The sequence below is a fragment of the uncultured Thiothrix sp. genome (assembly GCF_937873765.1).
Classification (GTDB): domain Bacteria; phylum Pseudomonadota; class Gammaproteobacteria; order Thiotrichales; family Thiotrichaceae; genus Thiolinea.
The window spans coordinates 20,896-33,659 of sequence record NZ_CALMZC010000058.1 but is presented as its reverse complement, the minus strand read 5'-3'; the positions used below and the strand labels follow the sequence as shown (position 1 = coordinate 33,659).

The 12,764-nt window shown below is 45.7% G+C and carries 11 protein-coding genes; 8 read left to right on the top strand and 3 right to left on the bottom strand.

Going from position 1 to position 12,764, the window contains the following annotated elements; genetic code table 11:
- The 3 genes from hutH (at position 1) to ygiD (ending at position 3,306) form a co-directional block, all read left to right on the top strand.
- The gene (hutH, locus tag Q0307_RS17240) at positions 1 to 1,533 is read left to right on the top strand and encodes a histidine ammonia-lyase (RefSeq protein ID WP_298662316.1); all 1,533 of its coding nucleotides are present in this window, start codon (positions 1 to 3) and stop codon (positions 1,531 to 1,533) included.
- A 43-nt stretch (positions 1,534 to 1,576) separates the two neighbouring features.
- Positions 1,577 to 2,314: a histidine utilization repressor gene (hutC, locus tag Q0307_RS17235; RefSeq protein WP_298662314.1), complete on the top strand. Its 738-nt coding sequence runs from the start codon at positions 1,577 to 1,579 to the stop codon at positions 2,312 to 2,314.
- A gap of 89 nt (positions 2,315 to 2,403) precedes the next feature.
- Entirely contained in the window at positions 2,404 to 3,306 is a 903-nt protein-coding gene (ygiD, locus tag Q0307_RS17230; RefSeq protein ID WP_298662312.1) for a 4,5-DOPA dioxygenase extradiol, read from the top strand.
- Here the strand turns inward: ygiD and mazG are convergent.
- From mazG to Q0307_RS17215, 3 genes are all read right to left on the bottom strand, one after another.
- Entirely contained in the window at positions 3,303 to 4,112 is an 810-nt protein-coding gene (gene mazG / locus Q0307_RS17225) for a nucleoside triphosphate pyrophosphohydrolase (protein ID WP_298662310.1), read from the bottom strand. The genes ygiD and mazG overlap by 4 nt on opposite strands.
- Positions 4,113 to 4,259: 147 nt before the next feature.
- Positions 4,260 to 5,642 carry an aminotransferase gene (locus Q0307_RS17220; protein WP_298662308.1) on the bottom strand — a complete coding sequence of 461 codons (1,383 nt, stop codon included), beginning with the start codon at positions 5,640 to 5,642 and terminating at the stop codon, positions 4,260 to 4,262.
- Positions 5,643 to 5,644: 2 nt separating this feature from the next.
- Positions 5,645 to 6,328 carry a GntR family transcriptional regulator gene (locus tag Q0307_RS17215; protein ID WP_298662307.1) on the bottom strand — a complete coding sequence of 228 codons (684 nt, stop codon included), beginning with the start codon at positions 6,326 to 6,328 and terminating at the stop codon, positions 5,645 to 5,647.
- A gap of 114 nt (positions 6,329 to 6,442) precedes the next feature.
- Between Q0307_RS17215 and Q0307_RS17210 the strand changes: the two genes are divergently transcribed.
- The 5 genes from Q0307_RS17210 (at position 6,443) to Q0307_RS17190 (ending at position 12,714) form a co-directional block, all read left to right on the top strand.
- Complete coding sequence (locus Q0307_RS17210; protein ID WP_298662304.1) at positions 6,443 to 7,621, top strand: M24 family metallopeptidase; 1,179 nt, start codon at positions 6,443 to 6,445, stop codon at positions 7,619 to 7,621.
- On the top strand, positions 7,622 to 8,626 hold the full coding sequence (gene doeB / locus Q0307_RS17205) for a N(2)-acetyl-L-2,4-diaminobutanoate deacetylase DoeB (RefSeq protein WP_298662302.1): 1,005 nt from the start codon (positions 7,622 to 7,624) through the stop codon (positions 8,624 to 8,626).
- A gap of 352 nt (positions 8,627 to 8,978) precedes the next feature.
- Positions 8,979 to 11,174: a primosomal protein N' gene (locus tag Q0307_RS17200; RefSeq protein WP_298662300.1), complete on the top strand. Its 2,196-nt coding sequence runs from the start codon at positions 8,979 to 8,981 to the stop codon at positions 11,172 to 11,174.
- A gap of 86 nt (positions 11,175 to 11,260) precedes the next feature.
- Positions 11,261 to 11,935, top strand: coding sequence for an SPOR domain-containing protein (locus tag Q0307_RS17195; protein ID WP_298662296.1), 675 nt, complete (start codon positions 11,261 to 11,263; stop codon positions 11,933 to 11,935).
- Positions 11,936 to 11,991: 56 nt separating this feature from the next.
- Positions 11,992 to 12,714, top strand: coding sequence for a Bax inhibitor-1 family protein (locus tag Q0307_RS17190; RefSeq protein ID WP_298662294.1), 723 nt, complete (start codon positions 11,992 to 11,994; stop codon positions 12,712 to 12,714).
- Positions 12,715 to 12,764: the final 50 nt, after the last annotated feature.

Below are 12,764 nucleotides of genomic sequence, written 5' to 3'. Positions count from 1 at the left end.
ATGTTTGAATTAGTCATTAAGCCGGGGGAGTTGACCCTCGCCGAGCTACGCCAAATCGCCTTACAACCCGTTCACGTAAGTCTTGATCCAAGTTGCCGTGCGGCAATCGAGGCCAGTGCGGCAGCGGTTGCCAAAGTCATTACCGAAAATCGTGTGGTGTATGGAATTAATACCGGCTTTGGTCTGCTCGCCAATACCTGCATTGAGCCACATGATTTAGAGCTGCTGCAACGTAGTATTGTGCTTTCGCATGCAGCAGGTACGGGAGCGCTCATGGAAGAAGCCACCGTGCGCTTGATGATAGTATTAAAAATCAATTCCCTCGCGCGCGGCTTTTCAGGCATTCGCTACGCAGTGATTGAGTCTTTGATGCAATTGCTCAATAAGCAAGTCTATCCTTGTGTACCACAAAAGGGTTCAGTGGGAGCATCAGGGGATTTAGCCCCGTTAGCCCATATGAGTACGGTGCTCTTAGGTGAAGGCGAAGTCATGATTGATGGCAAACGACTGCACGCTTCCGAAGGCTTAAAGCAGGCGGAATTAAGCCCGCTTACCCTTGCACCCAAAGAAGGTTTAGCCCTGTTAAATGGCACCCAAGCTTCTACCGCTTTTGCCTTGCAAGGCTTATTTGCGGCGGAAGACTTATTCGCAGCAGCAACGGTTGCAGGGGCGTTTTCCGTCGAAGCAGCACTCGGTAGCCGCAAGCCCTTTGATGCACGTGTACATGCCGTGCGTGGTCATCAAACCCAAATCGATGTAGCGGCAACCTATCGACATTTATTGGGTACTGGTTCAGAACTAGGCAGTTCACATCAAAACTGTGGCAAGGTACAAGATCCTTATTCGCTACGTTGTCAGCCGCAAGTGATGGGTGCGTGTTTGCAGCAAATTCGCCAAGCAGCCGAGGTCATCCTTACTGAAGCCAATGCGGTTTCGGATAATCCTTTAGTGTTTGCAGAGGAAAATGAATTTATCTCCGGCGGTAATTTCCATGCCGAACCCATTGCATTCGCAGCAGATAATTTAGCCTTAGCGATTGCTGAGATTGGTGCACTTTCGGAGCGGCGCATGGCTTTATTGATTGATTCAAGCTTGAGTAAATTGCCACCGTTTTTGGTGAACAATGGTGGGGTAAATTCCGGCTTTATGATTGCGCAAGTGACCGCAGCCGCTTTAGCTTCCGAGAATAAAACCTTTGCTCATCCCGCTTCAGTGGACAGTATGCCCACTTCTGCGAATCAGGAAGACCATGTGTCGATGGCAACCTTTGCCGCACGGCGCTTACTAGAAATGGCGGATAATACGTGTGGGATTGTGGCGATTGAACTGCTTTCTGCAGCACAAGGCTTGGATTTTCGTGCACCCTTAAAAACGACTGAGCGTTTGGAAGCAGCGAAAGCAGAGTTACGCGAGCGAGTAGCATTTTATGATAAGGATCGCTACTTCGCGCCCGATATTGAACGCGCCAAGCAATGGGTTAGTAGTGGGGCTTTGAGGCATTATATGCCGCCTGAGTTACTGCCCAGTACATAAAACTGCTAAGATGATCACTCAGAATTATTCTCAGGAGTTTTGGGTGAACCATCGACCCCGTTACCAACAAATCAAGCAATTCATTAGCGACGCTATTCGTAATCAGCAGTATGCAGCGGGCGATAAAATCCCTACTGAAGCTGAATTAGTCGAGCAATTTAGTGTGAGCCGCATGACCGTGAATAAGGCTTTGCGTGATTTGGTGCAAGAGGGTTGGTTAATCCGCTACCCGGGACTTGGGACTTTTGTTACTCCACCGAAAGCCGAATCACCTTTGGCAGAAGTACGCAATATCGCCGAAGAAGTGCGGGAGCGCGGTCATCAATATACCAGCCAAGTCTTAGCCTTGAATGAGCAAGCAGCGTCCGAATTTGTGGCGATGCAATTGGGTATTCCGTTGCATAGCCGCGTATTTCATTCGCTGATTGTGCATTTGGAGAATCAATTACCGATTCAACTCGAAGAGCGTTATTTAGCCGCGAGTGTTTTACCTCACTATCTACAGCAAGATTTTACCCAAAAAACCCCGAATCAATATTTATCCGAACACTATGCATTAAGCTCAATGGAGCATATTGTCGAAGCCGTTTTACCCAGTCAGCATGCCAAAGATTATTTGAAACTGGACGCACATTTACCTTGTCTGCAAGTCAGTCGGCGTACTTGGTCAGGTGAGCGTTTGATTAGCTTTGCAGTACTGACGCATCCGGGAGATCGTTACAAATTGCGGTCGGTGATGAGCTTAACTGTACAGCCTTCTGAAAATTTAGCCTTACGCTAACACTCTGTTAACTTTTCACACCTAGTTCTACCTAGGCATTTACGGCATAGTTGATCGACGACTCATAAAATCAGCTAGGACGATTCGCTATGCAACGCCGTGACTTTCTTCGCGCCTCCAGTTTAGTAGCTTTAAGCCTTAACCCCATGCTTGCACACGCTTTAGGCACACCAGCCGATCTAAAAGACCTACCACCAACACCCAAAATGCCAGTGCTCTTTGTCGGTCATGGCAGCCCGATGAATGCGATTGAAGATAATGCGTTCCGGCAGAGTTGGCAAAAAATTGGCAAAGAATTACCCAAGCCTAGCGCGATTTTGATGGTATCGGCGCATTGGTTAAGTGATGGCCATACCGCGATTATGGCGACCAGCAAACCTGCAACCATTCATGATTTTGGCGGCTTCCCTGAGGAGTTATTTGCACAACAATATCCTGCAAATGGCTCGCCACCAGCGGCTAAGTTAACTGCTGAATTACTTAAAAAACCGTTAGCGAACGGCACGCAAATTAAAACGGCTTTTGATATGCGCCAAGGCTATGATCATGGCACTTGGAGTGTACTGTTACCGATGTTTCCACAAGCAAATATTCCCGTGTTCCAAATCAGCATTGACTATTTCAAACCTGCTGCTTATCACTATGCTTTGGGTAAACAACTTGCAGCACTACGGGAACGTGGTGTGCTGATTATAGGTAGCGGGAATATTGTGCATAATTTAGAAGCAGAGCGTCTTGCTTCTGGCAAACCTTATGAATGGAATCAAGCGGTCGATCAAAAAATCGCGCAACTGCTGCAAAAACATGATGATCAAGCACTGATTCAATTTGCGGATAAAGATAAGCTCATTAAGCTCGCACACCCAACGGTTGACCACTTATGGCCTTTATTCTATGCGCTGGGTGCGAAACATGAGGATGATCAAGTACGCTTCTTTAACAGTGCTTATGCAGGTAGTGCGATTTCAATGCGTTCGGTGATTTTCTCTTAAGTTTTAGTTTTTTCTTCGAGCTTAGCAGTCTCCCAAGCCGCATCCATTTGTGCCAAGGAGGCTGCTTCTAAACTAAGCTGATCTTGGGCTAGTAACTCTTCTACTCGCTCAAAGCGTTTCTCGAATTTACGACTCGATAAGCGCAGTGCATTCTCTGCATCTACACCAAGCATACGCGCCATATTACTTGCAGCTAGCAGTACATCGCCCATCTCTTCTTCAATGCGAGTGAATGATTCGTTATTAGCGACGGCTTCTGCAACCTCATCCAACTCTTCATGCACTTTCGGCACCACTTGCTGCCAATTCGCCCAATCAAATCCGACTTGCGCCGCCCGCTTCTGTACTTTTTGCGCGCGGCGTAAAGCGGGCATTGCGGCTGGAATGCCCGCAAACAAACCTTTTTGCTCTTTTTCTGCACGCTCAGCTTGCTTAATCGCTTCCCAAGCCTGCTTTTGCTCGGCTTCAGATGCATACACCGTGCTATCAAATACATGCGGATGACGACGAATGAGCTTTTCGCTAATTCCGCGCGCGATATCATTAAAATTAAACAAGCCCTGCTCTTCGGCAATTTGTGCCATGAATACAACTTGTAGCAGCAAATCACCCAGCTCATCACAGACTGCTGGTGCATCATTGCGATCCACTGCATCGACTACTTCATAAGTTTCTTCTAAGGTATAGGGCAGCAAACTTTGCCAAGTCTGCTTACGATCCCAAGAGCAGCCAAGCTCTGGGTCACGTAATTGCGCCATGATGTTTAATAGTTGTTGGATAGGGGAAATATCAGTTGCCGTACTCATGCCAAAATCCTAGAAGATTAGATAGAAACGGCAGTCACTATAGCCTGAAGCGCAAGACAGGCCTAGCTTGTCTGCGTATTCGTTAAATAATGGAGTGCCTTAGAATTAAGCAATTCTGCTAGGCAATCTGCAAATGAGACTTAAAGTTCATAAACTGCTATACACCTGATCCACTGCACGTTTGACCATGCTCACGACTAAATCCACTTCATCACGGGTGATAATCAAAGGCGGGGCTAAACCCAAAATATCTCCATGCGGCATAGCACGAGCAATTAAGCCCTCTTGCAAACAGGCGGCTGATACTTTCGCACCAATGCCCTGAGTAGTAGCAAAGCGCTGTTTAGCTTTCTTATCAGCCACAAACTCCAAAGCCGCTAATAAACCCACACCACGCACGTCCCCCACTAAAGGATGATCAGCAAACTGCTCGCGTAGCTGGGCTTGCAAATAAGCACCGACCTCACGTGCATTACCCGTTAAATCCTCGCGCTCAACAATATCTAAATTCGCATGCGCCGCCGCGACGCAAACCGGATGCGCTGAATACGTCCAGCCATGCCCTAAAGCACCGAGTTGATCAGTGCCCTGCTCCAACACCTTCCAAACTTTTTCACCAACAATCACTCCAGACAGTGGTAGATACGCAGAAGTTAGCCCCTTAGCAATGGTGATTAAATCGGGTTGGATATTATAAGTATGTGAGCCGAAATAGCGTCCAGTGCGCCCAAAAGCGGTCACGACCTCATCTGCAATCAACAGCACCTCATACTTCTGTAAGATCGGCTGAATCGCTTCCCAGTAACCTTTAGGAGGTGGAATAATGCCACCTGTGCCCATCACAGGCTCGGCAATAAATGCCGCTATCGTTTCTGCACCTTCAGCAAGAATTAAGCGCTCCAAATCGGCTGCACAGCGCTCCGAAAACTCCTCTTCAGTTTCACCCTCTTGCGCATTCCAATAATAATGTGGGCAAATCGTGTGCAACACTCGATCTAAAGGCAAATCAAAGGCATTATGAAACACTGGCAAGCCCGTTAAACTACCGGTCATTAAGCCAGAACCATGATAACCGCGCTGGCGGGAAATAATCTTTTTCTTCTGTGGGCGACCGAGGATATTATTGTAATACCAAACCAGTTTGATATTAGTTTCATTCGCATCCGAACCGGACAAGCCATAATAGACCCGCTGCATACCCATCCCTGCTTGGCGCACAATGCGCTCGGATAAGCGAATCAGTGGTTCGTGCGAATGGCCGACATAAGCATGGTAATAAGCGAGTTGTTGGGCTTGGTGGGCAATTGCTTCAGCCACCTCTTGGCGACCATAGCCAATATTCACACAGTAGAGACCCGCAAAACCATCGAGACTACACTTGCCGGTATTATCTTCCACATATACGCCCTGCCCACCGACCATAATCCGATTCGGTGCTTCCCCACGCGCAAATTGCGCTAAATGTGTGGACGGATGCATTGTATAAGCGCGATCTAAAGCCGACAGTTCGGCGTGTAGCTGTTGATCCATAATTAAACTCCTGTGGTTTGCATTGTTGCGAGCCGCTGGCAAGCCATCGCTAAATGGCAACGATAAAGATGCCCAAATGAGGGGTAATGATTGTTTGCTAATAAGCGCAAGGCTTCGCTGATTTCAGCATGTAAGAACTCCGCTTCATGGCGGACATTTTTCTCATCCAACCAATACGGCCACATGCGTGCGGTACGGTAAAATAACTGTTCTTGGACTTCACGTAGCGCTTGATTCCCCACCAAATCCATAAAACTTAAGAATACTTCGACATTCACCTCTGCAAAGCGTCGCTTCGGGTTAGAATCATTAGCAATACTTAAGCAAGCGGTTTGTAAGTTATGTAAACGCTGAATCAAACCTTCCGTCGCAGCTTTTGGTGCCAGTACATCCATTAAGCGCACCAACTCCATACGTAACTCAAACACTTCCAATAATTCCGGCATGCTCAATTCAGTGACAAAGTTACCCGCACCGTGGCGAATTTCTAACAAACCCTCTACTTCTAACCGATTTAACACACGTCGAATCGGTGTGCGGCTTACTTTGAACTCTTTGGCCAGTTGCTCTTCTGACAGGCGTGTACCCGGCTCATAGTCAAGCAAGATAATCCGCGAGCGTAGTGACTGGTAAATCCATTGAAAGCGCTGCTCTGCTTCAGAAGTGGTACTGGGCATTTCAGTCATAAAATTGATCACTCTTAAATTGTATACAAATATATTAATAACATGGAAAAATAGACTTGAAAACTAGAATTTAATCCGTTAAAAATATTATATGTATACAACATGGATCACATCATGAAAGAAAGCCGCCGTCGCTTTGAGAAGGATGAATACGCAGCTCGCCAAAACAAAACCCGCTCTGCCATGGAACAACAAGGGTTTGATTTGCTGATTGTCTCTGACCCTTCCAATATGTGCTGGCTCACTGGTTTTGATGGCTGGTCGTTTTACGTACACCAATGTGTAGTGATTGGCAGTCATGGTGAGCTGTTTTGGTTTGGGCGCGGGATTGATGCGCCAACAGCCTATCTAACGACTGATCTGCCGCAGAGTGAAGTGATTCCTTACCCTGATCATTATGTACAGTCGCCGGATATTCATCCGATGGAATACCTAGCCGACATACTTAAGCAACGTCAGTTACATACAGGAAAAATCGGTGTCGAGAAGGATAATTACTATTTCTCAGCACGTGCGATGGAAGCTCTTACACACTCACTGCCTGATGCTCAATTCCAAGATGCAACCAGCTTAGTTAATTGGCAGCGCGCCATTAAATCGCCACAAGAAATCATTTATATGCAGCGTGCGGGGCAAGTGATTGAACAAGTTTACCAGCGGATTATGCAAGTCGCAGAGTCGGGTATGCGTAAAAATGAGCTAGCTGCAGAGATTTTGCATGCAGGCACTTGGGGAACCCCAGAATATTATGGCGATTACACTGCGATTGTGCCGCTGATGGGCATGGGTGAAGAGGCGTCTGCTTGCCATTTAACTTGGGATGGCACTCACCTCGAGCAAGACAATGGTATGTTCCTAGAATTAGCCGGTGCACATAATCGCTATCATTGTCCGATTTCGCGCACGCTTTATTTTGGCGAGCCACCCGCTAAATACCGCGATATTGAAAAAGTCATCGGCGATAGTATTGAGCTACTTCTGCCACTGTTTAAGCCGGGTAATACCTGTGGTGAGCTAGCACAAATCTTTTTTACACATTTACAAAAGCACGGTTATGATAAAAACAATCGCTGTGGCTATTCAATCGGCATGAGTTATCCACCGGATTGGGGTGAACGCACGATGAGCTTACGCACAAATGATCAAACTGTTTTACAAGCAGGCATGTGTTTCCATTTTATGCCAGGCATGTGGTTTGACGATTGGGGCTTTGAAATGACTGAAAGCATTACCGTGACTGAGCAAGGCGGTCGATGTTTGGCGAATGTACCACGGCAATTATTAGTAAAATAAATGAGTAATCTTGATCACCCCATTAAAAGCAGCATTGATTTTGCTAAAGAGGGCATTCAGCACGGTTTTCTGCGCTTACCTTATTCACGTAATGACTCTGCTTGGGGAGCACTTCTAATCCCTATTGTGCAGTTTAAACATGGCTCAGGTCCCACTGCTTTAATGACTGGTGCGAATCATGGGGATGAATATGAAGGCCCTATTGCTTTATATAATTTTACACAACGTACTGATTTAGCTAGCTTTCAGGGTCGAGTTATTATTATTCCAGCGATGAATTATCCTGCTTTTCAAGCGGGCACGCGCATTTCACCACTCGATCAGTTAAATATGAATCGGATTTTTCCGGGTAAAGTCGATGGCTCAGTCACTCAGGTTTTAGCAGATTACTTCAGTCGGATTTTATTACCGATGGCGGATTATGTGCTCGATATTCATTCAGGGGGCAAAACACTCGACTTTTTACCTTTTGCCACTTGCCATGAATTAGCCGATAAACAACAGCAAGCTAAATGTGAAGCCGCCATGCTAGCTTTTGGCGCACCTTATGCCTTGAAGTTGTTAGAGGATACGCGTGGCATGTATGACCATCAAGTTGAATCGATGGGAAAAGTATTTGTCTCTACTGAATTAGGTGGGGGCGGTACAACTAATCCCTATTCAATTGCTATCGCCAAACAAGGAGTAGAAAACTTCTTAATCCATACAGGCATTCTCAGGCAATCAGCCCTTCCGCAACCAAACGCTAGCCAACATTTAGTGATGAATCAAAATAGTTATGTATTTTCTGAGCATCAGGGTTTATTAGAACCTTGTGTGTCTTTAGGAGAAAAGGTAGAGGTTGACCAATTAATTGCGCGCATTCACGTAATAGAGCGCACGGATCAAAAACCTCAGTCTTATTATGCACCACGTGGTGGCATTATAATGGCTCGACATGTACCTTCTTTAATAAAAATGGGTGATTGCTTACAAGTGATTGCTAGCTTAGAACAGCAGTTCTAGTAAATTGCAAGTACTTTTTTAAAAGTTTTCCACACCCTACTATGAAGAAACTATCCACTTGTCAAGCTCTTTAACATCAAAGCTCTAGCCAATATTATCGAACAAGAATATTTATAAGTATTTGATTTTATGATTAAAAATAAATTGATTAATTTTTAATCAATCTGTTAACACCTATGATACTCCTACGGTGCAAAAGACTATCCGCAAGATACCCACAGACTTATCCACAGGTTCTGTGCATAACCCTTAATTTTCTTTATACAGCAAGGATTTGTCATCGTTTTGACACAAAGGTATGCACCAAAAAATATATTCCGCTACAGCGTAGGCAATCCTGTAAAATAAGCTAATGGAAGCAAAACTACTCATCGCTGTCCCTCGGCCGCTGCGGACTTTACTGACTTATGTTCATCCAACTACTAACCCTATCGACCTTTTAGGCTGTCGCGTCTCAGTGCCCTTAGGGCATGGTAGTAGTATTGGCGTGGTCTTAGGCTTAGCAGATGAACAGGCAATTAACCAATACAAACTCAAAGCGATTAAGACCTTATTGGATCGAGAGCCTTTATTGGATGCTCATTTACTAGAGCTTATTCAATGGGCTACACGCTATTATCAGCATACGATTGGTGAGGTGGTGTTTACTGCACTCCCTAATGCCTTGCGTGATGGCAAACCGTTACCTCAAACCATGACTTGGCAAGCGCTCCATAAATCGGCAGCGAGTAGTCAACTTAAGCGCGCTAAACGTCAAGCAGATTTGTATCAGTGGCTGATTCAGCAAAATGTTCCCTGTTCAGCTAGTACGATTCATACCCATGTAGGCGATGGGTGGCGCCAAGTATTAGCTGCCTTGATAGACAAAGGCTTAGTTCAAGAACAGCTCAGTCTGTCACAAGCTGGCTTACCTTATTTGGGAACAGTGACACCTAAACTTGAACTCAGCCAGCAACAAAACACCTGCCTTGAACAATGTCGGATTTGGATAAAAGCACCTAACCCCCAACCGACTTTGCTCCATGGAGTGACGGGTAGCGGCAAAACTGAAATCTATTTGCGCCTGATTGAAGACGCTTTGGCTAGCCATAAACAAACTCTCATTCTCGTTCCCGAAATTGGTCTAACCCCACAATTAGTACAACGCTTCACAGACCATTTCCCTGAGCAGCGCATTAGCTGTTTACATTCAGGCTTAAATGACACTGAACGCCTGCAAGCATGGATGGAAGCGCGCTCCGGACAAGCAGATATTGTGATTGGTACACGCTCAGCAGTATTTACAGCCTTTGCTCATTTAGGGCTGATCATCATTGACGAAGAGCATGATACCTCCTTGAAGCAGCAGGAAGGCTTTCGCTATCATGGCCGCGATTTAGCCATTAAGCGCGCGCAGATGCTGAATATTCCGATTTTAATGGGTACTGCCACGCCTTCTTTAGAAACTTTGCATAATGCTGAGCAGGGACGTTATCACTATTTCCGCCTCGAACAGCGTCCGGGAAAAGCACGCCAACCAAGCTTAGAAGTACAAGATATTCGCGGACAGCATTTGCACTCAGGTCTAAGTAAGCTGACCTTGCAAGCGCTAGAGCGCACCTTAGAGCGTAATGAGCAAGCGATGCTGTTTATTAATCGGCGGGGCTTTGCGCCGATGTTGCTGTGCCCAGCCTGTGGTTGGTTAGCACACTGCCCCGCTTGTAGTGCAAATATGACTTATCATGCCCGTAAGAGCCGCGTAATTTGCCATCATTGTGGCACGGATGAACACGCAGAATCACACTGCCCTGCTTGCAATCATCCACAGTTGATGACTCAAGGGCATGGCACGGAACGGATTGAGCTAGTTTTACAACAATATTTTCCTGAAACACCCATTGTGAGAATTGATCGAGATACCACTAGTCGGAAAGGCGCACTCGAGCGGCATTTAGAAACTGTACGTACCACTGACCGCTTGCTACTAGTGGGTACACAAATGTTGGCAAAGGGGCATGACTTTCCCAATTTAACCCTCGTAGTTATTTTAGATGTAGATGCAGCCTTGTTAAGCTCGGAATACCACGCTTTGGAGCGTTTCGGGCAATTGCTCACGCAAGTAGCTGGACGTTCAGGACGTAGTGACAAACCGGGGCATGTCATCTTACAAACCACCCAGCCGCAGCATCCGATGTTGCTCACTTTACTCCAAAGTGGATATTTAGCTTTTGCGCAGCAATTAATTGAAGAACGTAAACGTTGGCAATTTCCACCATTTAGTTACCAAGCTTTGATTCGCGCAGAAGCCGCTGAAATGGAGCAAGCTTTGCAGCATCTTGAGCAGTTACGTGCAGTGATTCCAAGCCAAACAGGGGTATCTATTATGGGACCAGTACCTGCTCCCTTAGAAAAACGTGCAGAGCGCTATCGAGCACAACTGTTGGTTCAAGCAGAAAACCGTCATTTACGTCATATTTGTTTAACTTATTTAACTAGCCAAGAAAAAAACAGCCCAAACCAAAAAAGCATTCGCTGGTCTATAGACATAGATCCTGTAGAATTATCATAATGCTGGATGGACTTTTTGCCACAATACATTAACTAAACCTCAGGATTGCGTAAGTTCACTGCGCCACTAATGGATTAATTATGATCATGACTAAAGATTTCAAAATAACAGAGGCCACTGCTTCTTCACAATATGGGATTAGCTGGGTTTTAGGTGGGATTGCGGTCGGCTTATTAGCAGGTGCAGTAGTTTATGTATTAATGAGTCCGAATACACCTGTGGTGTCAGCAGCTGCGCCGGGTACTAGCCAAACGCCCACGCTGGCTAGCACAACACCCAACAACGCCAACGCTTTAAATAGCCTAGCAGATAAGCCAGCGAATACAGATAATCGTCCGGGCTTTAGCTACCATGCAGTCTTGCCACAATTGGAAATGTCAGTGCCTATTAGTATACATGAAGATAATCCCGATGGAGCGACTACTAAAATATCAACTGAAGAAAAAAAACCTGTACCGAAAGAAAAACTTGCTGAAATTGAAGCATCTAAGCCAGAGCAAGTCGCTACTATCGAAAAGTCAGCCACCACAGGTGGCAAGTTGATGTACCAACTCGGTGCTTATAAATCTGAGGCGCAAGCCAATCAGATTCAACGCCTAGCGAGTCAGAAAGGTTTAAATACCCGTGTGGAAGCGACGGAAATTAAAGGTGAGCGTTGGTATCGGGTACGTTTAGGCCCTACCAACGATCCAAACATAGCTAACCGTTGGAAACAGACATTATCAGGTATGGGAATTAGCGCAATGGAAATTCGCTTGTAATAATGTCTTTGATAATTTTAGTAGAATAACTATTGGCAACAGTTAAAGGAGTAGACATGGCTTATTTTGATACAGGAACTGGTTTAGTCGTCGCACAGGCTTCGGAAGCCGAACGCGCTGGCTTTATCCGTCGCACCTATCTACATTTGGGAGGTGCTATTTTAGCTTTCACGATTTTGGAAGCCTTATTGATTCGCTCTGGTGTCGCTGAATCCTTCGTCGGCATGCTCAGTGGTAGTAAATGGTCATGGCTAGTAGTAATGGCTTTATTTATGGGTGTGTCCTATATCGCTGATCGTTGGGCACATTCAGCCATTTCCCGTGGCATGCAATATGCGGGTTTAGGTCTATTTGTGGTGGCTGAAGCAATTGTCTTTATGCCGCTGATTTATATGGCACTAAAATTTACTGCTGCCACTGGCTCAAACGTTCTATTGAGTGCTGGCTTAATGACCTTAATGCTTGCAGGTGGGATTACCTTTACAGCCTTTAGTACTAAAAAGAACTTCTCATTCCTAGCCCCGTTCATCACAGTTGGTGGCTTTGTAGCTTTAGGTTTAATCTTAGCCAGCATTATCTTCGGCTTTAGTTTAGGCTTAGTATTCTTTGGTGCAATGGTGATTTTTGCGGGTGTAGTGATGCTCTATCAAACTTCACAAATTATCCATGAATATAATAGCGAACAATATGTCGCAGCGTCTTTAGGTTTGTTCTCAAGCGTTGCCTTAATTTTCTGGTATATTGTCCAGTTCTTGATGAGCTTGGGCAGCAGCGAATAATTTAGCTGTCTCTTAAGCAAGAAGGCGCTGCTCAGTAGCGCCTTTTTCAT